Genomic DNA, 26,800 nt, shown 5'->3' with positions numbered 1-26,800 from the left:
CACGAAGGAAGAACATGTCCACCCTCACCCACTCGGGAATCGCGCCTGAACTGGACGAGGAGACGGAGCCCACCTCCGTCGACCTCGACATCACCGGGATGAGTTGCGCTTCCTGCGCCGCCCGGATCACGAAGAAGCTCAACAAGGTTGACGGGGTTCAGGCCACCGTCAACTACGCCACCAGCAAGGCCCACGTCCTGACGACCGGGCCGGTCAGCGTCCACGACCTCATCGAAGTGGTCGAGGCAGCTGGATACGGCGCCGCCCTGCCTGAGCCGGCAGCACCTCCCGAGGATCACGCGGCGAAAATCCGCACCAAATTGATCGTTGCCGTCATCCTCGCGGTGCCGGTGATGCTGCTGTCGATGATTCCCGCCCTGCAGTTCGACGGCTGGCAATGGCTCGCGCTCGCGCTCACCCTTCCGGTCGTGTTCTGGTGCGGTGCCGGCTTCCATCGAGCGGCATGGACGAATCTGCGACACGGTGCCACCACGATGGACACCCTCATCAGCCTGGGGTCGTTGGCCTCTCTGGGATGGTCGGTGTGGGCCCTGGTGTGGGGCAACGCCGGCGCGATCGGCATGCGACACCACATGACGTGGGCACTGCAACGCCCCGATTCCTCGTCGGCCATCTACTTGGAGGCGTCAGTCGGCGTCATCACCTTCATCCTCGTGGGTCGTTGGATCGAGGCTCGGAATCGTGCCGAGGCCGGATCTGCCCTGCAGGCCCTGTTGCAGATGGGCGCGAAGTCGGTGCGTGTCGTCCGTGACGGCCAGGAGGTCACGGTTCCCATCGAGGCCCTCAAGGTCGGTGACCATTTCGTGGTGCGGCCGGGGGAGAAGGTGGCTACCGACGGCCGGGTAGTCGAGGGGAGCTCGGCCATCGACGCATCCCTGGTCACCGGCGAATCCCTGCCGGTGGAGGTGGCGTCTGGGGACGACGTTGTCGGTGCCACCGTCAACACGTCAGGGCGTCTTGTCGTGGAGGCCACTGCGGTTGGCACGGACACCGAGTTGTGCCGCATCGCTTCTCTGGTCGAGGCCGCTCAAACCAGCCGTTCCGAGACCCAGGACCTCGCCGACCAGGTCTCCTCGATCTTCGTGCCGACGGTTCTCGCCATCGCCGTGGTAACGATGATCGTGTGGGGTCTGTTGGGGCAGGGGGTCACTGCTGCATTTACCGCGGGTGTCGCAGTGCTCATCATCGCCTGCCCCTGTGCGCTTGGCCTGGCAACCCCGATGGCTCTGCTCGCCGGTACCGGTCGAGGAGCAAGGTTGGGCATCGTCATCAAGGGGGCCCGATCCCTGGAGAGGGCTCGCGACATTGACGTCGTTGCGATGGACAAGACCGGGACCCTCACCACCGGGCAGATGGCCGTCACCCAGGTGTGGGACGAGTCCGGACGCGCGGTGCGTATTTCTGACAACCCGCCCGTCCTCGTTGTCGCGGCTGCGCTGGAGGCTGGGTCGGAGCACCCGATTTCGCGGACTGTCGTCGAGGCATGTCCCGGAATCGCCCCCGCAGAGGACTTCCGGGCCTTGCCAGGACTCGGTGTCAGCGGCGTTGTTGACGGGTTGCCGGCGAGAGCCGGTCGGGTGTCACTTTTCGACGCCATCCCCGACGAGCTGTCGAAAAATGTCGAGCAGACCCAGGCGGAGGGTCGCACGGTGCTCGTCGTGGGCCGAGGTGACGACATTCTCGGCGCCATCGCGGTGAGCGACGAGATCAAGCCGGAGGCCGGCATCGCCGTCAACCGCCTCCTTGGTGCCGGTGTACGTCCGGTGCTGGTAACCGGTGACAATTCCGGCGCTGCCGCACGCGTGGCCTCAGAACTGGGTATCGACGAGGTCATCAGCGAGGTCATGCCCGAGGACAAGGTTGACGTCGTCAAGAGACTGCAGGCTGACGAAACTCGCGTCGCGATGATGGGCGATGGCGTCAATGACGCCGCTGCCCTTCAGGCGGCAGATTTGGGGGTCGCCATGGGGACCGGGACCGACGTTGCCATCGCCGCCAGTGACATCGTCTGCACCCGAGGAGACCCGAGGCTCGCCGTCGAGGCCCTGTCCTTGGCGCACGCCACGGACCGCACCATTCGTCAGAACTTGTTCTGGGCCTTCGCCTACAACGTGGTGGCCATCCCGGTTGCCGCCGTGGGTCTGTTGAGCCCCGTCATCGCTGCCGCGGCGATGGCCTTCAGCTCGATTTTTGTGGTGACGAACTCGATGAGGCTGGTGCGCTGGCACCCGGAAGTGAGCGATTCAAACTGAGAAGCTGAGATGGGTTGGCTGGGTTCGCTCGCAGTGAGGCGGGGGCCACAAAACCGCTGCATGACGCGGTTTTTCGTGGGCTCGCTTCGGCTCGTCGCTCCGCCTGGACCTTGCGAGACGCACGTGAGGAGCGAGCGAATCTTAAGTTTCTCAGTAAATCTTTGGATTCTCCGGGTGAACTGTTCTAGGGTATAGCCCGTGCCTCCCACCGGGGGCACATTGGCGCATGTCAGATTTGGCTGACGCTGATCCCCGTACCGGGCCCTCGAGCCCCCGATACTGAAGTGGTCGAATGTCGAAAGTTGTAGCCTCCGCGATTGCCGGAGCCCTCAGCCTTACCTCGGCTGGTGGTCTCACGATGGTCCAGGCGCTTGATCGAGACACCGTGACCTTCTCCGTGGACGGAGTCTCCGAGCAGGGCAAGGTCAAGCCGGGTACGGTCAAGCAGGCCCTCGCCCAGCATGGGATCACTGTTGGCCCCCATGACGATGTCCAACCCTCGCTGGACTCCGAGATCCACGACGGTCAGGTCATCACCGTCAACTACGGACGCCGTGTCGTCGTCACCATCGACGGCAAGAAGGTGGTCCGGTGGACCACCGCCAAGAACGTTTCCGAGGTGCTGGATCAGCTGAACCAGTCCGATCCGGACAACCTCGTCTCGGTGTCGCGCTCCTTGGACATTTCCCGCACTGGTCTGTCCTTCTCCATGCAGACTGCCAAGGACGTCACCGTGACCGCTGGTGGCAAGACTCAGAAGGTCAGTGCGGTCGGGACTGTTGCCGATGCCCTCAAGGCTGCCAAGATTTCCGTCGACTCCAATGACGTCAGCAAGCCGGGTCTCGGCACCCCGCTGGCCGATGGCATGAAGATCACCCTGACCATGGTTGATCAGAAGTCCCAGAAGCGCCGCGTGGCAGTTCCCTTCTCCACCAAGAGGGTTGAGAACCCCTCGATGGCCAAGGGTGCGACCGAGATCGCCACCAAGGGCGTCAAGGGCACCAACGAGGAGACCTGGACCGTCGTCTACAAGGACGGCAAGAAGGTTTCTGAGAAGAAGGTTTCCACCAAGGTCGTCAAGGCCCCGGTGACCCAGGTCGTTAAGGTTGGTACGAAGAAGGCTGAGTCCTCGTCCGCCTCTTCCCGTTCGAACTCGAGATCTCGTTCGAATTCCGGATCCGCCTCGAATCCGGTGACCAGCGGTAGCACCTGTGTGGCCTCCACCTACGGCGAGGGCGACGGCACCGCCGGTGGCCCCACCGCTTCCGGTGAGACCTTCGATCCGTCGGCCCTGACCGCTGCTTCGCGGACCCTCCCGCTGGGGTCCACGATCCGCGTCACCAACGTCAACAACGGCCGTACCGTGACCGTGCGTATCAATGACCGCGGTCCCTACGTCGGTGGACGTTGCCTCGATCTCTCGACCGCTGCGATGAATGCCATCGCTCCCGGACAGGGTCTGGTGACCGTCCGTTACAGCTGATCCAAGGCTTCGTGAGAAGGGCCCCGTCATCTGACGGGGCCCTTCTCATTGGTTTTGGGCTTGGGTGAGGACGCCCGTATCTGGGTGAGCCTCAGACGATGGGGAAGCAGACGTCGCAGACCGGATCTTCCATGCCGGTGGTGTCCCAATTGGCCCAGTAGACCTCGCGAGGGGCGTCAGTACGTACCATTCCGGCTTCCTCCAGCCAGGCGTCGAGGTCGTCGTAGATCTCGTCGATGTCGGGGTACTCGAGTTCGGCCTTGGTGACCGTCACCCAGGCCTCCCGATGGGTGTCCACGGTGCGTACGGTGACGTTCCCCGGCAGCACAGAGTCGTCAATGGAGCCCTGAATCGGCTGGCACACTTCGACGGTGCCGTTTTTCTCGGCGGTGAGGCCGTCGTGGTAGATGACGAAGGGGGAGGCCTTGTCGAGAGTGGGATCGCCGGGGGCGAGACGTTCTAGAGCCTTGAAGGCCTCATCCATGAACGGATCGAGTTCGTCGATGGACACCACCCGGGTCATCGAGATGACCCGGCAGGCCTCGACCTCCCTGATCTTGACCGGTCGATCCATCATTGACCTCCATTCGGCTGAGATGACTCAGCCGTCGAGTCCTTGGTCTGGGACGTCGCGTGACCGCTCTCAGATGTTTGGCTCAAGGCGCGGTGGCGTCCGTATTCGTCGAGGGTGGGCATGCCGTAGGCGCGGGCGGTCTGGTCGTGCAGCTCAATGACCTGACGACGAATCCGCTCGGAGAACTCGTGGGCAATCTCCCCGGGGACGGGGTCCATCGGGTGTCCGATCGCGACGTGGACCGGGGGACGACCCTTGGGGAGGCCCGCCTGCTCGGAAGGCATGGCAGCCCAGGCGCCTACCAGGGCAATCGGGATGACGGGAACCCCGCGCGAAATCGCCAGCGCGGCAGCGCCCGGCTTGAAGGTACCCATCGCTCCAGTGCGCGACCTTGTCCCCTCCGGGAAGATCAGCAGTGGGACGCCGTCGGTCAGCAGGGAACCTGCCATGCCGCGATGGGAGCGTGGGTTGCGAGCCCCTTGCTTGGTCTTCCCCTTGCCTCGGTCGACCGGGAATGCGTTGAAGAAGAGTACTGGCGCGACGGCCTTCCACCATGCGGTGAAGAAGTAGTCGGCTGCGGCTCCGGTTGCCAGATACTTAGAGAGTCGCTTCGGCAGCGCCCCGAAGACCAGCGGGGCATCGAGGTGGGAGGAGTGGTTCGCGACGGCCACGTAAGCGCCGTCGAGCCCGTCGAGATTGTCCGCGCCGTGCACGGACACCTTGACCAGTTTCCACACCAGTGGCCGCAGCAGGAGCATGTTCGCTGCCTGCCGCGTCACAGCGGAAAGATCGTTGGTGTACCGGCCTCGGTCCTTGGTGGGCTTGACGCTGGCCATCTCAGGCCTCGCCTCCCGACGTGTGTTGTGGGTGTTCGTCCTTGTCCCGCGACGAGGACAGGGTTCGTGACAGGAATCTCATGGCGGATCGTGGGGTGTGAGTGGCCACTGCGATGAAGAACTTCCAGAGTGGGGTGGGGATGGACACCACCTTGCCATGATCGAGGTCATTGAGAGCTTCGCGTACCAGGGTCTCGGCGTCGATCCAGAAGAAGTCCGGCAGGTGGTTGGCGGTGACGTTGGCGCGGGAGTGGAACTCGGTGTGGACCCACCCGGGGCACAGGGCCATGGCCTTGACGCCGGTGCCGGCAAGCTCATTGGCGAGGCCCTCGGTGAAGGTGAGCACCCACGCCTTGACGGCCGAGTAATTGCCGGTGTTGATCCAGGCGCTCGAGGAGGAGACGTTGAGGATGGCTCCGTGGCCGCGGGACTTCATGGCGCGCCCGGCTGCGGCCGAGAGCACCAGAACTGCCCGGATCATGACCTCGAAGGCGCGGTCCTGCAGTTCGAGGGCGTCAGGATCGAGGATCTTGGCGTGCACCGCGAAGCCGGCGTTGTTGACGAGCAGATCGACGTGGTGGGCGGGATCCTCGAGACGTGCGGCTATCCGATCGACGTCCTCGCGCTGCGAGAGGTCTGCCTCGATCGTCTCGACGGACACCCCGTAACGGGCTTCGACGTCCGCCTTGATGGTGGCCATCCGCTCGGTGTCGCGGGCGACGATCACGATGTTGTCGCCACGGGCAGCCAGTTGGGTGACGAACTCGCGGCCAATACCTGATGTTCCACCCGTGACCATGCTCGTTGCCATACCTTCCAATCTACGGCACTCGGGGGACGGTCACCATCTTCAAATGGACTTTCGTTGGCGTTCCGCTGAGGCGAGCAGCGTCAGTCACGGAACGGTCGGTTCCTCGTGGCACAGTGTTGGCATGACGAAGTGGATCATTGGCGGTCATGTCGACACCGCCGACGCCGTGGCACAGGCGGCAGCGCGCGGAGCCGACATCGCCCAGATCAGCCTGGGGGACCCGCAGTCCTGGAAGAAGCCGGTCTGTGGCTTCCCCGGAGGTGCCCAAGCCCTCAAGGAGGCTGCTGAGGAAGCTGGGTTGAAGCTCGTGGTGCACTCGGCCTTCATCATCAACGTTGCCTCCCTCAACAACCGCATTCGCATTCCCAGCCGCAAGCTGTTGCAGCAGACCCTTGACGCCGCCGCCGAGGTGGGGGCGACAGGCGTCGTCGTCCACGGTGGCCACGTACGCGCCGGGGAGTCGATCGAGAAGGGGCAGGACAACTGGCGCAAGGCCATCGACGGTTTCGAGTTCCCGGTGCCGCTCCTCGTCGAGAACACCGCCGGCGGGGACAACGCGATGGCCCGCTTCCTGGAGAGATTGTCAGGGACCTGGGAGGCCATCGGTGCCGCGTCAGGTCATGAGAATGTCGGGTTCTGTCTGGACACCTGTCACGCTTTCGCGGCTGGTCTCGACATGACGACGTTGGTTGGTGACGTCCGTGGAATCACGGGTCGGATCGACCTCGTGCATGCCAATGACTCGCAAGGACCGGCTGGTTCCGGACGGGATCGCCACGCCAACCTGAGTGAGGGGGAGTGCGGAGCCGACGCCCTCGTCGACGTCATCCGTGCTGCGGACGCTCCGGTCGTCGTCGAGACACCGGGGGATGCCGAGGGTCAGGCACGCGATATCGACTGGCTGCGGGAACGCTTGTGAGGGCTACCCACGTCGGACGATCAGAGAACATTACGATAGGGGTGTCAGGTCTACACCGGCGAGGGGGAACGGTCATGACATCGAGCACACATCAGTTCCACAAGGCTGAACTCGACCCAGCTGGGGAACTTCTCGGCCAGCCGATACCGGGCGAGAGTCTCGTCGAGAATCACCTTGCCCACATGTTCCGTGACACGGTCGCAAACCATGGTTTTCGTCCCGCGACTCGGGTTCGTCAGGGTGGCCAGTGGATCATTCGCACCTACGCTGAGACGGGTCGACGCGTTGCCGGTTTGGCGCGAGCATTCGTCACCCCCGGGATACTGACCGAGGATGGCTTGCAGCGGGGGGATCGTATTTCGCTGTTTGCCGGAAACTGCCCGGAGTGGATCGAGGCTGATCTTGCGGGCATGACGATCGGCGTCGTCCCGGTGCCGATCTACCCGACGTCAACTCCCGACCAGATCGTCCACATCGTCACTGATGCAGGGGTTCGGGCCATCGTCACCGCTGGACCCAAGGAGCTTGATCGCATTCTCGAGGCACGGGACCAGATGCCCTGCCTGGAGACTGTCGTGCTGATCGACCCGGCCGATCGCGTTGGTGATCACGATGGGCTGACGGTGCTCTCCTTGGAACAGGTCCGCCAGGCTGGGGTCTCTGAGGAGATGCAGCCCGTCGTCGAGGAGCGCATGAGGCAATCATGCGCCGACGACGTCGCCGCCCTCATCTACACCTCGGGGACCACAGGGGAGCCCAAGGGAGTCATGATCAGCCATCGTGCGGCCCTGGCCGAGTTGCAGGCTCTTGACGCCTTCTTCGACTTCACCCCGGCCGACCACTCGCTGAGTTTCCTTCCCTTGTCGCACGCCCTGGAGTGGGGCTGGTCGATGGTGGTCATCCGACACGGCTGCCTCAACACCTTCGTGCCGAATCCCAAGACGATCTCGGAGATGCTGGCAGAGGTTCGTCCGACCCTCTTTGTCTCGGTGCCGAAACTCTATGAGCAGGTCATGAAGGTGGCGCGGGAGAAGGTCGCCGATTCACCCGCCAAGCTCAAGATCTTCGAATGGTCGCTCGAGGTCGGGCGCGACTGGTGGCAGACCAAGCAGGACGGACGCCGTCCCAGCGTCTCGCTGGAAGCACGACACAAGGTGGCCGATCGTCTCGTCCTGAAGGCCATTCGTGACGCCGTCGGAGGGCCCAAGACCGTGCTGGCGGCCGGTGGTGCGCCATTACGCAAGGAGGTCGAGGAGTTCTTCGCCGCGTGCGGTCTGCTGGTGTGCCAGGGTTATGGCCTGACGGAGGCATCCCCGCTGGTGAGCTTCAATTCCCCTGGCGGATGCAAGTTCGGCACTGCCGGTAGGCCGCTGGTGGGCAGCCGGATGTCAACGACTGACGACGGGGAGATCCTCTACCGCGGACCGAACATCATGAAGGGGTACTGGAAGGCCCCGGAGGAGACGGCTGCGGCGATCGAGGACGGTTGGCTGCACACCGGCGACATCGGGTACATCGACGACGACGGCTTCCTCGTCATCACCGATCGGCTCAAGGACATCATCGTCACCCTCAATGGCAAGAACATCTCCCCGCAGCCGATCGAGAACTCCCTCATGAAGGATCCTCTCTTCGAGCATGCGGTGCTGCTGGGCGACAATCGTCCGTGCCTGACCCTGCTCGTCAAGCCCTCTCTGCCTCAGGTGGAGGAGATCGCCGAGAGGCTGCACATCTCGTCGATGACCGGGCCGGAGATGCTGCGATCCGAGGAGCTGGCCGAGGAGATTCGGCGTCGCGTGGCCGAGATCACGGAGAAGCTGCCTCACCAGGAACAGATCCGTGACCTGCGGGTGCTGTGGGACGAGTTCACGATGGACAATGGCCTGCTCACACCGACCCTCAAGGTGCGACGTCGTGAGGTGGAGAAGAGATTCACCGAGATCGTCGAGGAGATGTACAGCAGGATCGCGGTGCGTCGGAAGGCCGGTAAGGAGAACTCAAAGAACTGAGTTCTTTGCAGCTCGCGTGGCAAATCGGTGTGACGGGCGAGCATGCTGCCCTGCCGGGTTGGTGGCTGGCGAGAAAGCCGATGACGCCGAGGCCTCCGTGATCAGTTATGACGAATATGGCGGCGGTCGGATGATTCTTGACGGCTCCCCCAAGCTAGTTGACAGATCGGACGGTCCGAGTGAGTTCTACGATCTCAACGAGCATCCGACCGAGGCGGTGAATCTCGCCGGCGACGCGGCTCACATGTCCGTGGAGTCCGATCTTCGCTCCACCTTGCGGGATTGGTTCGCCGCCAACGAGAATGCCGTCGATCGTGCCTGGGAAAGGCGGGTTGGCGGACGCGGCCAGATCCAGCCACCGTGCAAGGGTCTTGACGACGACGCGACATATGTCCAGAGGCCCGTGACCTCCGATCGCACCCGAAAGGGCTGAAGGTCACCAGCGGATCGGCAAGCCGTGATGGAGCCTGACCTATTCGTTGGTTCTCCTTGACGTTTTTCGTCAGCACGGGCACGGACCAGGCACTCCAGTGCGTAGGTGCCTGGTGAGGCGGAGATTTTTGTCACCGGGAGACTCTCGCCGCGTGCTGGCGGGGTCTCGAGGACTCGGCTCGAGGACAGCTCAAGGTCGATGGGGATCGTGCAGAAGGTGGCAGGTAGCATGACCGAACGTGCCTGGTTTGGCGAGGAGATTCGTGGGGACCCGCTCGTTGTGGTGTGGAGAGCCCCCAGTCGCCTGACGGATCTGATTACGTCGGACATTGACGCCGACAACAACGAGTCACACCAGGGCCCGACAATGACGGGCGAGCGCACCCCCACATCAAGGAGAACGATGAAGAAATACATCGGAATCACAGCGTGTCCGACCGGTATTGCCCACACATACATGGCAGCCGAGAAATTGGAGGAGACGGCCAAGGAAGCTGGTGACCAGATCAAGGTCGAGACCCAGGGGTCGATCGGCGTCGAGAACGAGCTGACCGCCGAGGATATCCGTGAGGCCGATGCCGTCATCATCGCGGCTGACACCGAGGTCGACCTGTCCCGCTTCGACGGCAAGCGCGTCCTCGTCACCGGTGTTCAGGACGGCATATCCCGTCCGGCCGAACTCATGGAGAAGGCCCTGTCCGCCCCCGTTCATGGCGGGACCAAGGAGGAGATCGAAACCGAGTCCGCCGAGGTCTCCGCTGGAGTCACCCATGCCAAGCCCGGCAAGGACGACAAGGGCTCCGTCGGGCATACCCTCTACGCCGCTTTGATGGCCGGTGTCTCCCACATGATCCCCTTCGTGGTCTGCGGCGGCATCATGATCGCCCTGGCCCTGGGCATTGGTGGCAAACCCACTGCTGGCGGCGTCGCCGTCCCCGAGGGCAGCTTCTGGCAGACCATCCTGCAGATCGGAACCTTGGCCTTCTCCCTCATGATTCCGGTGCTCGCCGGTTTCATAGCTCAGGCCATCGCTGACCGTCCCGGCCTCGTCGTCGGCATGGTGTCCGGCTTCATCGCCAACAGCGGCGATCAGTTCCCCTACCTGACGACGACTGCCCCCGACGGAGCCAAGACCGGCCTCAACACCGGTTTCATCGGCGCCATCATCATCGGCATCATCGCCGGTTACGTTGCCAAGTGGATGCGAAAGATCCCGTGGCATGAGTACGTCAAGCCGATCGTGCCGATTCTCATCATCCCGATCTTCGGCACCGCGATCGTCTCGCTGCTCTACGTCTACGTGCTCGGCCGCCCGCTGGCGGCCCTGTTCAATGGCCTGACGAACTTCCTGGCCAGCATGACGACCTCCTCGATCGTCATCCTCGCCATCATCATCGGCCTCATGGTCAGCTTCGACATGGGCGGGCCGGTCAACAAGGTGGCCTTCCTCTTCGCCGGCGGCATGATCGCCGTCGACCAGGGCAAGGTCATGGGTCTGGCCGCAGCCGCCATCCCGGTCGCCCCGCTCGGCATGGGCCTGGCCACCCTCATGGGTCGTCATCTGTTCACCAAGCAGGAGCGTGACGCCGGTATCGCCGCTCTCTTCATGGGTCTGTTCGGCATCACCGAGGGTGCCATCCCGTTCGCCGCAGCTGACCCGGCCCGTGTCATCCCGTCGAACATGGTGGGTGGAGCCGTTGCCGCTGTGCTGGCCGGCATGTTCGGGGTGCACGACGTCGTCATGCACGGCGGACCGATCGTCGGCGTACTCGGCGCGTGCAGCCCCATCCTCGGCTTCTTCGCCGCGATCATCATCGGTGCTCTGGTGACGGCTTTCATGTCCTTGGCCCTCAAGAAAGCAGCAGCTCGGAAGAAGGAACGTGCCGTCGCGGCGTGACCTTGACCCCACAACGACATCGTTAGGAGAAACAACATGGCAACGATTGCAGATTTGCTCGCCGAAGGATCGATTGATCTGTCCCTGAGTGCAGGGAACAAGAATGACACCATCGAGAGGATGGTTGACCTCATCGGTGCCAGCGGCGCGCTGGTCGACCGCGATGTGCTCATCAAGGCCGTCCGCGCCCGTGAGGACGTCGGAACCACCGGCCTGGGTGACGGCATCGCGATTCCGCACGGCAAGTGTGATGGCGTCGATCGTCCGGCCCTAGCCTTTGCTCGCAGTGACGAGGGAGTGGACTGGGGAGCCCCGGACGGTTCCTTGGCCAACCTCGTCTTCCTCATCGCTGTTCCCGCGGCCGCAGCTGGCAACGAGCACCTGCGGATCCTGGCCTCCCTGGCACGGAATCTCGTCAAGGCTGATTTCCGCAACCGCCTGATGTCGGCTTCGACTCCGCAGGAGATTCGCGCGGTGCTGGAGGGTATCAGCGCCTGAGTCACAGCCCGCTCGTCGACAGACAGCGTCGATCAGAGAGTGACCATTTTCGTCAGCAGGCCCGGGGAACGCGCATCGACGCTTCCCGGGCCCTGCCATGCCGGGAATTTTCGCCATCGGGTGAGTCGCCACCCAGTACGAGAAGGTGTGAATCACCGTTCGGTCACTTTCCCTAGACTGTGCAGACATGGGACTGCGCGACCTGCTGATGAATCATGGAATGGCCGAGGGAGGCCTTGAGCTTTCCGACGTCCTCAACATCCTCGCCAAGGGAGGAGTTCTCGTCGACGTCAGGACTCCCCGCGAGTATGAGGCCGGCCACGCCCCTGGGTCGCGGCTCATCAACCCCAAGGAGTTGATCGCCGACCCGTTCACCGCAGTCTATGGCGATGACCCGTTGGCTGAACCCGATCCGCATTTCGTCCTGGTGTGCGACTCCGGTTTCCGATCCGGTCACCTGGTGGACCGGGTACGGGAGAAGGGCTACACCTGCGACTTCCTCGCATCCGGCCTGCGCGCATGGCGGGCCGGCGGGGAAATCCTCATTCCTGGGCCGCCACGCGGCCGCTGACACCTCACCACCGCGACGCATCGTCGGCAGGCCCCTGACGGAGACAGCCCCCACGGCAGGCCTCGATCTCAGTCCCTGCCAGAACCCCCACAACGAACATCGCCCCCTCACCAACAGGTGAAGGGGCGATGCGTTGCTAGGCGTCAGCGACGCGACTTGCGGATGGCTGCAACTGCCATGCTGGCCAGCGCTCCCATCCCGACGAGTCCGGCGAGACCGGTCAGGCCAGTTGCGGGGTCACCACCGGTGGAAGGCAGCTGGTAGTGACGATGCGGAGTCCCGGAACCATTGGATCCGTCGTCGCCAAGCTCGGTGTCATGACCAGGCTCGCTGCCATGACCGGGCTTGGTGTCGTGGCCAGGCTTCGTGCCATGACCCGGGTCGGTGCCGTGCCCAGGTTTGGTGCCGTGTCCAGGCCTCGTCTTGCCCGGAATGGTTGGCTGGGTGTCACCCGCGTCAGCCTTGTTGGCGACGAAGTCGAGAGTGATCTTCGACGGGGCGTTGAGGACAACCTTGCCGTTAACGACCTGGCCCTTCGCAGTCCCGACGACCTTGCCATTCTCAAGGACGAGGATCTTGCGATCGGTCGGCAGATTGAGGGTCAGTGTTCCGGTGACGGTCGGTCCAGCATTCTTCACGGTGACGATGACGTCCCCGTTGGCGTCGGTGCGGCAGGTGATCGAGATCGAGTCACCCTTGGCGAAACGACCCTTCATCGAGCCGCACTCACCGGTCAGGGTCCGCTCCGGACGCTGCATGGTGATCTGCACGGTCTTGGTGGCGACGTGGCCGGCCGAGTCGACCGCGGTCAGGACGACCGGGACGGCCTGGTCCATGACGAGCCCGCTCAAGTTGGCGTTGACGACGAGGTTGCCGTCGAGATCGTCAACCACCTTGTAGGCAGCGCGGATCTGGTCGAGGACGTTCTCGTCGGGGTTGACGACCAGGGCGCCCGGCCCCTCGATGCGAGGAGCAGCGTCCACCGTGAACGGCACTGCGACGTCGGTACGACGGTCGGCGCGGTCGGTGGCGGTGACGGCCAGCTGGTGTGCGCCGGCAGCCAGGTCCTTGGTCGGCAGCTCGACCGTCAGCTGGGTGTAGCCCTCACCGGTCTTGGCCGGCTTGGCGTCATCCTTGGCAGCTTCCTTGTCGACGGCCTCCTGGGCAGCGGCAGCCTTGGCGGCGACCTTCTCGGCCTGAGCAGCCGAGGTGGTGGTCGGAGCGCTGGCCGACGGAGCGGCGGAAGCCTCGGAGGACGGGGACGTCGACGGGGCGGTGGCGCCGGTGTCGTCCGGCTCACCCTCGAAGGCAACCTCGGCGCCCTCGGCGGGGACCACCTTCGTGGCCTTGAAGGCGACCTGCTTGCCGTCCAGGGTCACCTTCATGTTGCGAAGGTGAGCGTCAGAAGCCTTGACGGTGATCGTCGTCGGCTCGGACACCACGTCACCAGCTTTGACTCCGGCAACCTCGACGTCAGGAGCCTCGGTGTCGCTGATCACCGGGATGATCTGCTCCAGGCCGTTGCCCATGAGGTCGTAGAGACCCAGCAGGATGCGGTCGCCGTCAGAGGCGGTGGCATCCTCAGAGAATCCGCGCTTGTTGATCTTGGCGCCCGGATCCCAGACGTTGGAGAAGTTGCTGACGATGTTGCCGTTGATGGCCAGGTTGTAACCGAAGGCGTTGTCCCACACCCGGCCGGCGAAGGTGACGTCCTGCGACGGCGTGGTGATGTAGATGGCACCATCCTCGGCGATACGCGGACGATCCAGCTCGATGCCGGGCACCCGGCTGTCGTAGAACACTCGCCATGCACTCTCAAGGATCTTGGCGTCCTTGGTGGTGTCGGTGACGGTGTAGCTGATCTTCGTCAGGCCCTGGTTGATCGGCACCTTGACGGAGAAGTGCAGCTTGGAATCGAGCTGAACCTCCTTGCCCTCGATCGTGAAGGACTTCGGAGCACGGTTGAAGGTACCCGAGATCGTGTAGGTGCGAGGGTTCGACTTGGTGTCGACGTTGGGATCCTTGCCGTCCAGGAAGACGTTCTGCTGGCCGAACGGGGAGTTCGGATCAGCCATGGCCGGGTTGTCGAAGGTGATGCGCAAGGCGTTGTCCTCGGAGACCGGGCGGTCGAGAGGCAGGGTGACGGTGGTGACGTTCACTCCGTCATTGGCAGCCACGACGACCTGGGTGGCTGACTTGCCCGGGGCGACGGTCGCCTTGAAGGTGCCGTCAGCATTCGCCTGGACCTTCTTGCCGTCGATCATGACCGTCAGCGGACGACGCTGGTCGCCAACCTTGGCCTGGTCGTCGGAGACGGTGCCCGAGACGTCGACGGTGCCGTCCTCCTTGATGGTGACGAGGCTCTGCGAATTGCGAGCGGCGTCAGCGGTGAGCTGCGGGCCCTTGAGGTCGACGTCGATCCACGTCGTGGAGCGGTCGAGGACCTTGCCGGCGGCGTCGTAGGCGACGATCTCGTAGCTGTTGTGTCCCTCGGTCCATCCGACCATCGCGGTGAAGTGGTGGTCGGCGTCGATCGTGGCGTCAACCCCGTTGACGATCACCTTGGCAACCTGGGCGGAGACGACACCGCGGATAGGCAGGGTCTTGTCCTTGCGCAGGAAGGCCTGCTTCTCGACCTGGAACAAGCTTGAGGAGTCGGGGGTCTCGGCGTTGACGACGGCACCCTGGGGCAGGGAGTCGGGGGTGGCCAGGACAGTCTTGTCGAGCATGACGACGGAGGTCGCGGTGTTGAAGGCGCGGTCGACGGCAGTGAGCTGCACGTACTTGGCCGCAGCCGGGTTCGCAACGGTGAAGACGGTCGCGCCGGGCACCGACTTGGTGTCGGCGGTCAACATCTTGCCCGAGCCATCGCGCGCGGCGACCGGGCCGGCACCCGAACCCGAGTCGGTCACCTTGACGATGACCGAGGCGGTGCCGTCGGCGTTGGCGCGCACCGAGGTGGCGAGCTTCGGGGCGGTGACGTCGAGGACGAAGGGCATCTCGACGGTCTGCCAGCTGAAGTTCGGCGACAGACGAGCCTGCACCTTGAAGGTGTACTTGCCCTCGGGAGCGGTGACGAAAGCGGCCTTCTTGGCGTCCCACACCTTGCCGTCCCAGCCGCGATCGGGATCACTCTCGGCGGCGTTGGTCCGGATGCCGGCGAGCCTGCTCAGCAGCATGTGCTGCAGGTCGCGGTCCGAACCGAGCTCGCGGACGGTCTTGCCGTTGGCGTCGACGACGGAGAACTTGAGCTCCTGGGCCGAACGCAGCAGCAGGGTCTGGGCGAAGATGGTGTCGAGCATCCCGTCGCCGTTGGGGGAGAAGAAGTTGGCTCCCACGCCGCGCTCGATGGTCATCGAGCCATAGGCCTTGCTGGCCAGGACGGTCTTGTGCGGGTTCTTCTCGCCGAAGACCTGGGACATCAGCGACGGCGTCTTGGAGTAGACGGGGGTGTCGATGATGTTCTCGGCGTTCCAGTCGCCGACGAAGCCCATGTAGGGCAGGGCCAGATCGGGCTGGGACGGATCAGTGGACGAGAACTTGAACCAGCCCTCGATCCAGTGGGCGTCACCGGTCTTCGGGGTGACGGTCCAGGAGACGTTGGCGGTGCCGTGGGCCGGAACCGTCACGGTGTTGGTCGCGGCGGTCGCCTTCTCGCTGGTCGAGCACGAGGTCAGCGGGTTCTCACCGCTGTGATCCTCATTGACGACGCAGGTCTGGCTGGTGGTGAAGGTCTGCGGCTTGTCACCGAGGTTGGTGAGGACGACGTTGACCTTGCGGGCCGAGGTGATCTCCTTGAGAGCGGCGTTGGGCTTGCCGTTGACCGTCGCCAGGACGCGGGTCTTGGCGGCACGGTCGACCTGGGCGAGGCCGGCGCCGATCTGACGGGGAGCCAGCGGCACACTGTTGGAGTACGTGAGGATCTCGGCGGTGTTCGACATCGCGGTGCGCAGGGTGGAGTCCGCTGCGACACGGGAGAGGCCAGGGTTGGTCTTCTTGAGGGACTGCAGCATGAGGGCCGACAGTCCGGCGACGTTCGGGGTGGCCATCGAGGTACCCGACATGACGCCGTACTTGTTGTCGTTGAGGGTCGAGTAGACCGATCCGCCGATGCCGGCGATCTCAGGCTTGAAGTTGAGGTCCGGGGTGGCACCCCACGAGGTGAAGCTCGAGGCGAGCAACGGATCGGGGTTGTCGACCAGCTTGTTGGACTTGGTGAGCTGGATCGACACCTCTTTGCCGGACTTCATGACGTCGGCGAGCTTCTGGCCGTCGTCATGTCCCATGCCCGAGACCGGGACGGTGGAGCCTTCGATACCTGCCATGCCGGGGATATCGTTCCCGCCGCCGGCATTGTTGAAGATGATGACACCGGTCGCACCCTTGGCGACGGCGTTCTTCACCTTGTCGGCGAAGGAGATCTCACCGCGCTCGATGAGGGCCCAGTTGCCCTTGACCTCGGCGGGGACCTGGTCGGGCTTGCCGATGCCGGCAGCGACCAGCGTGTGAGTCTCGAAGTCGGCGGGGCCAGCCTGCTGCTGGTATCCAACGTCGGCGGAGCCGCCCTCCCAGGTGGCCTTCGCGGCAGTGACGACCTTGTGGACGTTGGTGATGGAGGCGACGGACCATGCGGCCGGGGCAGCTGCGGGGCTACCGAGAGCTCCGTTGTCGAGGAGCCCGAGGGCGTCGACCTCGTTGCCCTGGGCGGAGGTCGACAGGCCGTCGTTGCCGGCGGCGACGATGACCTGGACGCCGGCGTGCTGGGCGTTGGCGATGGCGAGGGCCTCGCCCTGGTCGGCGGAGTCCACGCCATCGGCCGAGCCGAGGGACATGTTGATGACGTCGGCGCCGCGTCGCACCGATTCCTCGATGGCGGCGACGATGTCATCGGTGTAGGCCGATCCGGACTTGGCGGGATCGTTGGAGAACACCTTCATGGCGAGCAACTGGGCCTCGGGGGCGGCGCCGTTGACGCGTCCATTGGTGACGGCGTCAGCGTCAGCCCCACCGTTGGCAGCCACGATGCCGGCAACGTGCATGCCGTGCTGGGAGGCAGTGGTGTCCTTGGCGTTGGTGTTGCGGTCGGCGAAGTTGTAGCCATAAGGCACCTTGTCGGTGAATCCGTCAGCAGCCTTGAGCTTGGCGCCGGCCTTGCCCTCGGCGTCGAGACGCATGTCCTGGTGCTTGATGTCGATACCGGTGTCGACGATGGAGACGACAGTGCCTCGTCCGTCGAGTCCGGTCTTGCGAGCTGCGGTGGCCCCGGTCGCCAGGTTGGCGTCGTCATCGACCGGCTTGTAAGCGCGCACCGGCTTGACGGAGGCGACGCCTGGCTGGGCCTCCAGAGCGGGGATGTCAGAGGTCTCCACCCAGGCCGAGAACCCCTTGAGGAGCATGCCGAATCGGCGGTCAACCTTGATCGGGACCTTGGACTGAATGGCACTGATGGTGCGGCTCAGCTCGGCGAGATTGGTCTTCTCAACTCCGCGTCCGGAGGGCTGCCCCTTCAGCAGTACGATGACCTTGACCTTCTCGGACTGTTTCTGAGCCGCGGGAGGGGGAGAGAGGGGCGGTGGTGTTGGACTCGGGGCGGCCATCGCGGCCGGAGTAGCTGCCAGCGCCAGCGCAACAATGCCTGCGAGCAGTCCTCCTCCTCGAGATGTACGCATATGTGTGACCGTCTTTCTTTGACACTGCGGCCGGACCTCCCGGGCTCGCATACGTGGCAGACAGATTGTCCAAAGATCTGGCACAGCAGACATGGTGCCCGTATGTCGGATCCTCGGGTGCAGTTCCGGCCGCTTTGGGGAGAACTCTGTCGGATCGCCCCGATGAGCGCGAGACCTCGAAGAAGAAATTGATGAAATCGTTACCAACTGCTTAGGGCGACCTAAGTGGCCTCGCGCTACGCGGATCATGGATTCTGGGCGTCATGGAGGTGAGGCGGCCGGCGATGAGTCCCGAGGATTCGGAGAACGACGACCCAGCCGGTATGCTGCTCAATTGGCTGTCCACAGTGGCGGCTGGCCGGTCGGGCAGACCCCGATCGGTGGCATTCGCCCTCCTGCCACGGGATGTACTCGTGGCCGCTGAGACCAGAGGAGGTGGAGTCAGCGTATGCGTAAGTACGAGGTCATGATCATCATTGATCCGACCGCCGAGGAGCGTCAGGTCGATTCCCTCATGGAGAAGTACCTGAAGGTCATCACTGACGAGAAGGGCACCGTCGACAACGTCGACGTGTGGGGCAAGCGCCGCCTGGCCTACGACATTCAGAAGAAGTCGGAAGGCATCTACGTCGTCATCAACGCGACCTGTGAGCCCGCGACCATCCAGGAGATGGACCGTCTTCTCGCCATCGACGAGAAGGTCATGCGCACCAAGGTCATGCGTCCCGAGATCCACTGAGGATCGAGGACCCGCGCTGTTCGCCGCTGTCCTTCGGGAGATTCCGAAGACTGTCCTAGGTGAGCGGCACACTGGAACCATTGATTCGCAAAACCCCGAACCGCGGAGAGTGACATGGCTGGCGAAACACCCATCACGGTGATTGGCAACTTGACTGCTGATCCTGAGCTGCGCTTCACCCCTAACGGGGTGCCTGTCGCGAATTTCACGGTGGCATCGACCCCGCGAACCTTCGACCGACAGACCAACGAGTGGCGCGACGGTGAGGCAATGTTCCTCAACTGTTCCGTGTGGCGCCAGTTCGCCGAGAATGTCGCCGAGTCCCTCTCCAAGGGCATGCGTGTCATCGTCAACGGCAACCTCAAGGCTCGCTCCTACGAGGACCGCGACGGCAACCGTCGTACCTCCTACGAGATCGACGTCAACGAGGTGGGTCCGTCGCTGAGGTTCGCCTCGGCCAAGGTGGCTCGCAACCAGTCCTCCGGCGGAGGCAACTGGGGTGGCAATGCTGGTGGCGGCCAGGGCGGCAACTGGGGCGGAAACCCCGGTGGCGGCAATGGCGGCTGGTCCGGCGGTAATGGCGGCCAGAGTGGTAATTGGGGTGGAAACTCCGGTAACCAGGGGTCCTATAACAACGGTGATGCCAACCGCGGCGGCGGAGTCGATCCCTGGGCCTCGGCCCAGACCGATGAACCCCCGTTCTGATCGATAGGTCTCTGATTGGGAGATCCGATCCGCCGATCACCGGCGTCATCGATACAAGAAACATCAGGTTCGGTGCCCCGCATGGGGCCACGGACAAGGCACATTCCGGCGAGAGCCGGGCTTTCACACGAAGGAGAGCACCACAATGGCCGGTCCACAGCGCAAGTCTGTGAACAAGAAGAAGGTCGTCCCCGTCAAGACCGTGCACATCGGCGCGGTTGACTACAAGGACACTGCCCTGCTGCGCAAGTTCATCTCTGAGCGAGGCAAGATCCGCGCTCGTCGCGTCACCGGGCTGTCGGTCCAGGATCAGCGCAAGGTCGCCATCGCGATCAAGAACGCCCGCGAGCTCGCACTGCTCCCGTACGCCTCGACGGCTCGCTGAGAAGGGGGAAAGACATGAAGCTCATTCTCACTGCTCCGGTGGCCAAGCTCGGTGTCCCCGGTGACATCGTTGAGGTCAAGGACGGTTACGGCCGTAACTTTCTGCTGCCGCAAAACTACGCCATCAAGTGGACGCGCGGTGCTGAGGCCCAGATCAAGGACATCACCCGCGCCCGCGAGGCCAAGGAGATCAACTCCAAGGAGGAGGCCGAGCAGGTCCGTTCTCAGCTGGAGCACCTGGTCGTCCAGGTGACCGTCCAGGCCGGCGAGAGCGGTCGTCTGTTCGGTGCCGTCACCCCTGCCGACATCGCCCTGGCCGTCAAGAAGGCTGGTGGCCCCGCCCTTGACAAGCGGACCATCGAGATTAGCAAGCCGATCAAGACCATCGGCAAGCACACCGTCGGCGTCAAGCTGCATGACGCCATCAAGGGTCACGTCACGGTGGAGACCGTTCCTGCCGCGTGATCTGATGCACACGCAGACATGAAGGAGGGCACCCATGTGGGTGCCCTCCTTTTGTTGCGTCACCACCGGCGAAAGTCATGACGAAGCCTGACTCCATTGTGTGCCGCGCGGGGGTTACCGCATGGCCACTGGGGGTCAGCGGGCTGCCGGCGGGGGCGTTTCATCGTTGTGTGTCCAGGCGTGCCCTTGCTCGTGATCGAGATGGGTGGCCGTCTTGTTCTTGAGCCCGAAGATGTAGATCAAGGTCGAGATGAAGGTCAGGGTCGTCACGTAGACGATGAACCACGTCACGTTGTCATGTTCCTTGAAGGCCTCGTAGATGAGCGGGGCAGTGCCACCGAAGCAGGAGTTGGCGAGGCCATAGCCGAGGCCGACACCGAGGGCGCGAATCTTGGCCGGGAAGAGCTCGGACTTCACCAGGGCGTTGATCGAGGTGTAGCCGGTCAGGATGATGTAGCCGACGAACAGCAGGCCGAAGGCACCGAAGGGATTGGTGGCCTTGGGGAGGAAAGCGATGAGCACCCACGTGTAGCAGACGGCGCCCACGCCGAAGAAGACCAGCAGCGGTTTGCGGCCGATCTTGTCGGAGATGAGGCCGCCGACTGGCTGCAGGCACATGAGGAAGATCAGCGCGATGAGGTTGACGGTGGTCGCCGTCATTGCCTGCTCCTTGAAGGTGGACTTCACGATGGCGGGGGCATTCACCGAGTAGGTGTAGAAGCAGACGGTGCCGCCCATGGTGATGAGGAAGACCAGCAGTAGCGGCTGCCAGTGATCGACCAGCAGGGTGCGCATCGTGCCGGAATCGCGGTCCAGGCCCGTGCGAATGTTCTCCAGATGCTCCTCGGTGAGGGATTCGTCCATGGTGCGTCGCATCCAGAGTACGACGACGGCCGCGAGGCCACCGATACCGAAGGCGATACGCCAACCCCAGGTGGCGATCTGGTCGTGGGTCAACGTTGCGGTCTCGATGAGCAGGACGGCCTGGGCGATGACCTGGCCACCAACGAGGGTGACGTACTGGAAGGATGACAGGAAGCCGCGACGATTAGGAACAGCCGCTTCCGACATGTACGTTGCGGAGGTGCCGTACTCGCCACCGGTGGCGAATCCCTGGACAATACGGCAGATGATGAGGAGCGCCGCGGCCCACATACCAATCTGGTTGCGAGAAGGAAGGATCGCCACAACCAATGAGGCGGAGGCCATTACCAGAACCGAGAAGGTGAGGGCGGAGCGACGTCCGTGCCGGTCGGCCCAGCGCCCGAAGAACCAAGAACCCAGCGGACGCATGAGGAAGGTGATGGCGAACACGGCATAGACGTAGATGCGCGAGTTCTTGTCCTCAGGGCTGAAGAACTGGTTCTGGAAATATGTTGCGAAGACCGTGTAGGTGTAGACGTCGTACCACTCGACGAGGTTTCCCAGGCACCCTTTGAGAGTGTTGAGTGCAGCCCGTCCGAGGCTGTGTTCCTCACGGACCAGTTGTGTTTCACGTGCCACTGTTGGCGCCTCCTTTGGCATCGTGATCGGAACTATGCCGTAAATGGGTGGAAAGTGTGACGTTGGTAACAGATTTGTAACAAGATTGGGGTGAGGTGTGACAGAAGACAGCGACTGGCAGCCTGGCGTTGTGTTCACTCACACGTTGTCCCTCACCCTCGATGACGAGGCCCAGGAGGTACTTCGTGATGTCCGGAACCAGCTCATGGCAGCGGGGATTCCGGTGCTGCGCGAGCCTGCCCACGTCACGGTGGCGGCGGTCTCGACCATGAATGGAGTTGATTCTGATCTCGTCGACGTCGGGTGGCCGGAGCGAGTGACGCTGACGACCTCGTGCCAGTTGCCGAATTCTGATGGTGTGGTGGCGCTGTGCCCTCACCACCCAACTCGCCCCGACGTCACCCGCCCTGAGGTGGCCTGGTCGGACACCAGCGTCCCTGCCCCCGCCGCTGTCTCTGGCCCCCTCACCCCCACGACAATTTCTGACACCTCGCAGGGAGAAGGTGCCGAATCGTGCTCCTCTCCGGCTGCGGCTGACGTTTTTCGCGCCTCGCGGGTTCCGGAGACGCTCCGGAGACCCCATGAGGCTCTGCATCGTCGGCTGGCCGAGGTGGGCGTTACCGCTTTCAACTACTACGGGCCACGGTGGTGGAATCCCCACGTCACGATGGGGTACCAGGTTCCGCCTGAGTTACGGGGCAGAGCAGTCGAGATCCTGGCCGATGTCGTGCCTCTCGAGGTCGGGGTGATGGGGATTTCCGTCTGGTGCGTCGGGAATGGTCAGACGTACGCCCTGTGGCCTTGACCTGGCGGTGAAAATCGCCGAGGAGTGTCAGCCGTCGCCTTGGACGCCTTGTCGGAAGGCATTAACGGGGCTGGCCTCTTCCTGAGGGCTCTCACTGTCCAGAGCGGCAAAGGGGATGGCCCAAGAGGCCGATTCATCCAGTCCGCGTGACCCGTGAGCACGAAAATTGTCGCGTCAGGTGGGGGAGATTCACAGCAGTGATGCCCCTTCATCTGGGGTGCCATTTTTCGTCACCCCGGAGTTTTTGGGTGCTCCTCGTAGGCTCGAGACATGAACATGTCCGATGACATCGTCAAGGCCTTCAACGATCAGATCACCCTCGAACTCACCGCTGACATAACTTACCGTCAGCTGGCCATCGAGGCCGACGCCCAGGACCTCTCCGGCGTGGCCACGTGGCTACGCCACCAAGCGGACGAAGAGATCGTTCACGCCAACAAGTTCATCGACCACGTCCTCGATCGCGGAAACCACCCGCGCATCGGAACCATCGAAGCTCCCGAGGTCGAGCCCGGTCTGTCCCCGCTGGAGATCTTCCAGACGGCCCTTGCCCATGAGGAGAAGGTCTCCGAGGCCATCCGTGAGCTCTACCGTTCCTGCACCTCAGCCGGCGACATCGACGCCATTCCGTTGCTCCACTGGTTCATTGACGAGCAGATCGAGGAGGAGTCGACCGTCGGCGAGATCGTCGGTCGGATCGAGCTCATCGGGGACGACGGTCCAGGCCTGCTTCGGCTGGACGCCGAGCTCGGCTCTCGCAATGTGGATTCCACCGAGAACGCTGAATGGCGTTAAGTCACGCGGGGTTCGCCCGCTTGATATGATGATGCGCGTGGGCCCATGCTGTTACAGCTTATGGTCGCCACTGTGAGGAAGTTGTGCGCATGACGACCGTGGTCGTAGGTGGGATGTCTCAGCCCCGACCACGGTCATTGATGTCAGGCGACAGGGTATTTGCACAGCAGAACTGTCGGTATCTCCGTCTATGGTGTGAGCCCGGATGCAGTGACGTGGATCAGCGCCTGCCGCATCCGCACGACCCCCAATCGAGAGGTTTTCATCCGTGAACTGGCTGCACGCCGTCATCCTTGGCATTGTCGAGGGCATCACCGAGTTCTTGCCTGTCTCCAGCACCGGCCATCTCCGTATCGTCGAAAAGCTGCTGGGGTACGACATCCAGGGCGCCGGGATCACTGCCTTCACCGCGATCATCCAGGTCGGCGCGATCATCGCCGCCATCATTTACTTCTGGTCTGACATCGTGCGCATCGTCGTCGCGTGGTGCAAAGGTCTGGCCCACAAGGAGGACCGCAGCGATCCGGATTACACCCTCGGTTGGGGCATCATCCTGGGTTCGATTCCGGTGGGCATCGTTGGCCTGTTGTTCAAGGACGCCATCGAGAACACCCTGAGTTCCCTGTGGGTGGTCGCCATTGCCCTCATCGTCTGGAGTGGCGTGATGTGGCTGGGTGACCGTCAGTCAGACCTCGACCGTGGCATGAAGGAAGTCGGCATCGTCGACGCCACCGTCATTGGCTGCTTCCAGGCACTGGCTCCGCTGTTTCCCGGTATCTCCCGTTCGGGCGCGACGATTTCTGCCGGTCTGTTCCGCAAGTTCGATCGCGCTACCGCAACTCGCCTGTCGTTCTTCATGGGTATCCCGGTGCTCGTGGCTGCCGGTATCTACGAGACCATCTCGGCCGCCAGTGACATTTCCACCGGCAGCGGAGGCGGCAATGCGATTGGTTGGGGGCCGACGATTCTGGCGACGGTGGTCTCCCTCATCGTGGCTTACGCCTCCATCGCATGGCTACTGAAGTTCGTCTCCTCGAACAAGTTCACCGGCTTCATCTGGTATCGCATCGTCGTGGGTCTCGTCATGATTGGCCTCATCGTGACCAACGTGGTCACCGCCTGATCATTATCTGACGCGTCGAGGGCCGACCTGCTTGAAGCAGGTCGGCCCTCGACGCTGTGTGCGTAGATCACCCAGGTTGTGAACCTCCCTCAGTCTCCCGACTCAGCTTCCATCGAGCGGTTGAAGTCCTGCTTCATGGCGCGCCATCCGTCAGCGTCGCGCCCGGCGAACCAGTAGGCCGATAGCTGCACCCTCTCCCTGGGCAGTCCACGCTCGAGGCGCAGATGACGGCGCATGGGACGGACCATCGCGGCCTCTCCATGAACGAAGGTGTGGACGTCGTCGGGTAGGGCAAGGCCTCGGACGGTGGCGACAATTTCTACGGGATCGCGGGGAGCCGGCACGATCGTGATGCGGTCGTTCTCGGGGAGGGGGTAATGGTGATGCCCGTCGACGAGGACGACGGTGGCGCGGGCTGATTCCGGCAGGGCAGCGAGGGTATTCGCCACTGCTGGGAGAGCGACCGCGTCGGCGACGGCGAGCAAGTGGGTGAGGTCCGAAGGCATCTGCCAGTGGCCTCCCGGCCCCCTCACTGCAACCTCGTCCCCGGGCTCGACGATTTTCGACCACTGGGATCCGGGGCCGTCATGGGCGTCCGCCTTGGTCTCGGGCCCGAACTGCAGGACATCTATGCCCCACGACCCGTCATCGGACCAGCGGCGGCGGGTGTATGTGCGCAGCAGAGGATAGGAGTCATTGCTGATAGGTGTGCGGAGGTTGGACCCGTCGGACGGCAGGGCGATCTTGACGTGATCGTCGACCGAGGTGATGGGCGGCATGTCACACGGCTCGAAGTCGATCGAGATGACGTTGGGGATGTCGTGGCGAACCTCACGGACCCGCGCCAGACGCTGGACTTTGACCATGCGGCCAGGCTACATCAATTACGAAAATATGACGTTGCCAAATATGTGCGAGTCCGGTGTCACAGGGCGAGGGGCCGCCATCAGGGGTCCGGCACCGGCATTCCTCGGGAGTTATCCACAGGTTTATCCACCAACTGGGGACAACTCACACAGGTGTAATTCGGCCAGTATGGTTCGTCGTGGGCCTTGCCGAAGGTGCGAAGACTGTCCTCCCGGACAAGGATCACAGCCCCGAGGCATCCCTGCTTCCTAAAGCGGCTCCTTCGCTGCCAAGTGCGAAAAATGTCAGCCGAGATAGGGGAGGGAACACTGGAGTGCCTGGCCTCGACCTCGGCTGACAAAAATTACCGCGCAGTCAACGAGTGCGGGCAGTGGGCGTGACCACCTTGGGCAATTGACGAGCACGACGGGCTCGGGCAACCGACCCGTGTAACCAGCTCGTGCGAACAACCCGGGCAACCGACGACGATCGTCAGTCGCCCGGCATGACGTCAGGACAGTACAGCGTCGGGGACCGCCTTGGTCGACACTGCCCGACTGTCGCGAGGATGAACCTCGGTCGGGGCTGGTTTCTTGGCCAGGGAACGCTGTCGAATGCGCGTCGCGATGTTCGTACCGGCCAGCACAACCAGGAACACCACACCGGAGACCGCCGACATCATGGACGAGGTCGCCAGGTCCCAGATCTTTGCCAGCTCGAATCCGACAATGGCCGAAACCACCGCCACGACGATGGTCCACCCCACCATCCGACGCAGGGTCTTCGCCATCAAGAGCGCGGTGGCCGGCGGAGCAATCATGAGTGCGACGACGAGGATCGACCCCACCGCGTCGAAGCACACCACCACCGTGAGGGCGATGAGACACATGAGGATTCCGTTGGTCAGTCGGACCGGCAGACCCATGGTGCGAGCAAGCTGCGGGTCAAAGGTCGCCACCGCGAGCACCCTCCGCATCGCGAAGAGGACGATCGCGGTAATGGCGCACACCACGATCTCCTTCCACATTGTGATGGGGCCGATGTCGATCGTCCCGAACACGATGTGATTCACCGATAGTGCCTGCAGGTTGATGTTGCCGGCGAGAATCGTCGACTCGTCGATGTGAACCTCTGTCAGCACCGTCGACAGCAGGATCACACCGATGGAGAACAGCATCGGGAAGATCAGCCCTTGGTTGGCATCGCCGGTGACCAGTCCGGTGCGGGCCAGGCACTCGGCACCAATGACGACCACCAACCCCATGAGGGTGGCGATGACAACCAGCAGCGGGGAGTTCAATGACCCTGAAAGCAGCGCTCCGATGGCGATACCCGGCAGCACCGCATGGGACATCGCGTCGACGAGCATCGACTGGTGGCGCAGCACGAGAAAGATCCCGGGCACCGAGCAGGTGACAGCCGTGACGATGGCCAACAGCAGGATGGACGTGATGAGTGGCATG

Annotated in this window: 21 protein-coding genes and 3 pseudogenes; 15 read left to right on the top strand and 9 right to left on the bottom strand. The window is 63.4% G+C overall.

Annotated features, from left to right (window positions below; all coding sequences use genetic code 11):
* Positions 1–14: 14 nt before the first annotated feature.
* Positions 15–2,273: a heavy metal translocating P-type ATPase gene (locus ACP8LP_RS11670; RefSeq protein WP_484483177.1), complete on the top strand. Its 2,259-nt coding sequence runs from the start codon at positions 15–17 to the stop codon at positions 2,271–2,273.
* 292 nt (positions 2,274–2,565) lie between these two features.
* Positions 2,566–3,756 (top strand): septal ring lytic transglycosylase RlpA family protein, encoded by a 1,191-nt coding sequence (locus ACP8LP_RS11665; protein WP_016666452.1) that lies wholly within the window; start codon positions 2,566–2,568, stop codon positions 3,754–3,756.
* A 91-nt stretch (positions 3,757–3,847) separates the two neighbouring features.
* Here ACP8LP_RS11665 and ACP8LP_RS11660 read toward each other — a convergent pair whose 3' ends face one another.
* The 3 genes from ACP8LP_RS11660 to ACP8LP_RS11650 are packed head-to-tail and all read right to left on the bottom strand — an operon-like array spanning position 3,848 to position 5,977.
* On the bottom strand, positions 3,848–4,330 hold the full coding sequence (locus ACP8LP_RS11660) for a GyrI-like domain-containing protein (RefSeq protein WP_015583627.1): 483 nt from the start codon (positions 4,328–4,330) through the stop codon (positions 3,848–3,850).
* Entirely contained in the window at positions 4,330–5,166 is an 837-nt protein-coding gene (locus ACP8LP_RS11655) for a lysophospholipid acyltransferase family protein (protein ID WP_016666451.1), read from the bottom strand. Before ACP8LP_RS11655 ends, ACP8LP_RS11660 begins: the two co-directional genes overlap by 1 nt.
* A gap of 1 nt (position 5,167) precedes the next feature.
* Positions 5,168–5,977, bottom strand: coding sequence for an SDR family NAD(P)-dependent oxidoreductase (locus ACP8LP_RS11650; protein ID WP_036975561.1), 810 nt, complete (start codon positions 5,975–5,977; stop codon positions 5,168–5,170).
* A 121-nt stretch (positions 5,978–6,098) separates the two neighbouring features.
* Between ACP8LP_RS11650 and ACP8LP_RS11645 the strand changes: the two genes are divergently transcribed.
* From ACP8LP_RS11645 to ACP8LP_RS11620, 6 genes are all read left to right on the top strand, one after another.
* Positions 6,099–6,896, top strand: a complete 798-nt coding sequence (locus ACP8LP_RS11645; protein ID WP_036976359.1) for a deoxyribonuclease IV — start codon at positions 6,099–6,101, stop codon at positions 6,894–6,896.
* A gap of 74 nt (positions 6,897–6,970) precedes the next feature.
* Entirely contained in the window at positions 6,971–8,905 is a 1,935-nt protein-coding gene (locus tag ACP8LP_RS11640) for an AMP-dependent synthetase/ligase (RefSeq protein WP_484483176.1), read from the top strand.
* A gap of 61 nt (positions 8,906–8,966) precedes the next feature.
* On the top strand, positions 8,967–9,338 hold the full coding sequence (locus tag ACP8LP_RS11635) for a hypothetical protein (protein WP_016666447.1): 372 nt from the start codon (positions 8,967–8,969) through the stop codon (positions 9,336–9,338).
* A gap of 402 nt (positions 9,339–9,740) precedes the next feature.
* On the top strand, positions 9,741–11,234 hold the full coding sequence (locus ACP8LP_RS11630) for a PTS fructose transporter subunit IIC (RefSeq protein ID WP_036910095.1): 1,494 nt from the start codon (positions 9,741–9,743) through the stop codon (positions 11,232–11,234).
* A gap of 36 nt (positions 11,235–11,270) precedes the next feature.
* Positions 11,271–11,732, top strand: a complete 462-nt coding sequence (locus ACP8LP_RS11625; RefSeq protein WP_016666445.1) for a PTS sugar transporter subunit IIA — start codon at positions 11,271–11,273, stop codon at positions 11,730–11,732.
* A gap of 187 nt (positions 11,733–11,919) precedes the next feature.
* Positions 11,920–12,303 carry a rhodanese-like domain-containing protein gene (locus ACP8LP_RS11620; protein WP_016666444.1) on the top strand — a complete coding sequence of 128 codons (384 nt, stop codon included), beginning with the start codon at positions 11,920–11,922 and terminating at the stop codon, positions 12,301–12,303.
* 143 nt (positions 12,304–12,446) lie between these two features.
* Here the strand turns inward: ACP8LP_RS11620 and ACP8LP_RS11615 are convergent.
* Positions 12,447–12,635: pseudogene (locus ACP8LP_RS11615) on the bottom strand (hypothetical protein); the annotation flags it as partial.
* 3,171 nt (positions 12,636–15,806) lie between these two features.
* Positions 15,807–17,699: pseudogene (locus tag ACP8LP_RS11610) on the bottom strand (S8 family serine peptidase); the annotation flags it as partial.
* A 721-nt stretch (positions 17,700–18,420) separates the two neighbouring features.
* Between ACP8LP_RS11610 and rpsF the strand changes: the two are divergent.
* From rpsF to rplI, 4 genes are all read left to right on the top strand, one after another.
* Positions 18,421–18,711: a 30S ribosomal protein S6 gene (rpsF, locus tag ACP8LP_RS11605; RefSeq protein ID WP_016666442.1), complete on the top strand. Its 291-nt coding sequence runs from the start codon at positions 18,421–18,423 to the stop codon at positions 18,709–18,711.
* Positions 18,712–18,825: 114 nt separating this feature from the next.
* Positions 18,826–19,416 carry a single-stranded DNA-binding protein gene (locus ACP8LP_RS11600; RefSeq protein ID WP_016666441.1) on the top strand — a complete coding sequence of 197 codons (591 nt, stop codon included), beginning with the start codon at positions 18,826–18,828 and terminating at the stop codon, positions 19,414–19,416.
* A 145-nt stretch (positions 19,417–19,561) separates the two neighbouring features.
* Positions 19,562–19,801 carry a 30S ribosomal protein S18 gene (rpsR, locus tag ACP8LP_RS11595; RefSeq protein WP_004809778.1) on the top strand — a complete coding sequence of 80 codons (240 nt, stop codon included), beginning with the start codon at positions 19,562–19,564 and terminating at the stop codon, positions 19,799–19,801.
* A gap of 14 nt (positions 19,802–19,815) precedes the next feature.
* A complete protein-coding gene (gene rplI, locus ACP8LP_RS11590) occupies positions 19,816–20,265 on the top strand; it encodes a 50S ribosomal protein L9 (RefSeq protein ID WP_004809776.1) in 450 nt (149 codons plus the stop codon).
* Between the two features lie 135 nt (positions 20,266–20,400).
* Here rplI and ACP8LP_RS11585 read toward each other — a convergent pair whose 3' ends face one another.
* Entirely contained in the window at positions 20,401–21,768 is a 1,368-nt protein-coding gene (locus tag ACP8LP_RS11585; protein ID WP_016666440.1) for an MFS transporter, read from the bottom strand.
* 97 nt (positions 21,769–21,865) lie between these two features.
* Here ACP8LP_RS11585 and ACP8LP_RS11580 point away from each other — a divergent pair, with 97 nt between their 5' ends.
* From ACP8LP_RS11580 to ACP8LP_RS11570, 3 genes are all read left to right on the top strand, one after another.
* Entirely contained in the window at positions 21,866–22,573 is a 708-nt protein-coding gene (locus ACP8LP_RS11580) for a hypothetical protein (RefSeq protein ID WP_036909917.1), read from the top strand.
* 270 nt (positions 22,574–22,843) lie between these two features.
* On the top strand, positions 22,844–23,368 hold the full coding sequence (locus ACP8LP_RS11575) for a ferritin (protein ID WP_016666438.1): 525 nt from the start codon (positions 22,844–22,846) through the stop codon (positions 23,366–23,368).
* A gap of 268 nt (positions 23,369–23,636) precedes the next feature.
* Complete coding sequence (locus ACP8LP_RS11570) at positions 23,637–24,491, top strand: undecaprenyl-diphosphate phosphatase (RefSeq protein ID WP_016666437.1); 855 nt, start codon at positions 23,637–23,639, stop codon at positions 24,489–24,491.
* Between the two features lie 89 nt (positions 24,492–24,580).
* On the opposite strand, the gene ACP8LP_RS11565 is transcribed toward ACP8LP_RS11570, so the two are convergent.
* The 3 genes and pseudogenes from ACP8LP_RS11565 to ACP8LP_RS11555 form a co-directional block, all read right to left on the bottom strand.
* Positions 24,581–24,997: a siderophore-interacting protein gene (locus ACP8LP_RS11565; protein ID WP_235044068.1), complete on the bottom strand. Its 417-nt coding sequence runs from the start codon at positions 24,995–24,997 to the stop codon at positions 24,581–24,583.
* An 18-nt stretch (positions 24,998–25,015) separates the two neighbouring features.
* A pseudogene (locus ACP8LP_RS11560) lies at positions 25,016–25,270 on the bottom strand (siderophore-interacting protein); the annotation flags it as partial.
* A gap of 578 nt (positions 25,271–25,848) precedes the next feature.
* Complete coding sequence (locus ACP8LP_RS11555) at positions 25,849–26,799, bottom strand: metal ABC transporter permease (protein WP_016666435.1); 951 nt, start codon at positions 26,797–26,799, stop codon at positions 25,849–25,851.
* Position 26,800 lies beyond the last annotated feature (1 nt).

This window comes from Cutibacterium sp. LaCa_89, from assembly GCF_058177555.1.
This window is presented reverse-complemented; position numbering and strand designations above follow the sequence as displayed.

Bases quoted from the DNA above. Each gene is read 5' to 3' on its own strand.
- ACP8LP_RS11670 (WP_484483177.1), top strand. From the start codon at position 15: ATGTCCACCCTCACCCACTCGGGAATCGCGCCTGAACTGGACGAGGAG.
- ACP8LP_RS11665 (WP_016666452.1), top strand. From the start codon at position 2,566: ATGTCGAAAGTTGTAGCCTCCGCGATTGCCGGAGCCCTCAGCCTTACC.
- ACP8LP_RS11660 (WP_015583627.1), bottom strand. From the start codon at position 4,330: ATGGATCGACCGGTCAAGATCAGGGAGGTCGAGGCCTGCCGGGTCATC.
- ACP8LP_RS11655 (WP_016666451.1), bottom strand. From the start codon at position 5,166: ATGGCCAGCGTCAAGCCCACCAAGGACCGAGGCCGGTACACCAACGAT.
- ACP8LP_RS11650 (WP_036975561.1), bottom strand. From the start codon at position 5,977: ATGGCAACGAGCATGGTCACGGGTGGAACATCAGGTATTGGCCGCGAG.
- ACP8LP_RS11645 (WP_036976359.1), top strand. From the start codon at position 6,099: ATGACGAAGTGGATCATTGGCGGTCATGTCGACACCGCCGACGCCGTG.
- ACP8LP_RS11640 (WP_484483176.1), top strand. From the start codon at position 6,971: ATGACATCGAGCACACATCAGTTCCACAAGGCTGAACTCGACCCAGCT.
- ACP8LP_RS11630 (WP_036910095.1), top strand. From the start codon at position 9,741: ATGAAGAAATACATCGGAATCACAGCGTGTCCGACCGGTATTGCCCAC.
- ACP8LP_RS11625 (WP_016666445.1), top strand. From the start codon at position 11,271: ATGGCAACGATTGCAGATTTGCTCGCCGAAGGATCGATTGATCTGTCC.
- ACP8LP_RS11620 (WP_016666444.1), top strand. From the start codon at position 11,920: ATGGGACTGCGCGACCTGCTGATGAATCATGGAATGGCCGAGGGAGGC.
- rpsF (WP_016666442.1), top strand. From the start codon at position 18,421: ATGCGTAAGTACGAGGTCATGATCATCATTGATCCGACCGCCGAGGAG.
- ACP8LP_RS11600 (WP_016666441.1), top strand. From the start codon at position 18,826: ATGGCTGGCGAAACACCCATCACGGTGATTGGCAACTTGACTGCTGAT.
- rpsR (WP_004809778.1), top strand. From the start codon at position 19,562: ATGGCCGGTCCACAGCGCAAGTCTGTGAACAAGAAGAAGGTCGTCCCC.
- rplI (WP_004809776.1), top strand. From the start codon at position 19,816: ATGAAGCTCATTCTCACTGCTCCGGTGGCCAAGCTCGGTGTCCCCGGT.
- ACP8LP_RS11575 (WP_016666438.1), top strand. From the start codon at position 22,844: ATGAACATGTCCGATGACATCGTCAAGGCCTTCAACGATCAGATCACC.
- ACP8LP_RS11565 (WP_235044068.1), bottom strand. From the start codon at position 24,997: ATGCCTTCGGACCTCACCCACTTGCTCGCCGTCGCCGACGCGGTCGCT.
- ACP8LP_RS11555 (WP_016666435.1), bottom strand. From the start codon at position 26,799: ATGCCACTCATCACGTCCATCCTGCTGTTGGCCATCGTCACGGCTGTC.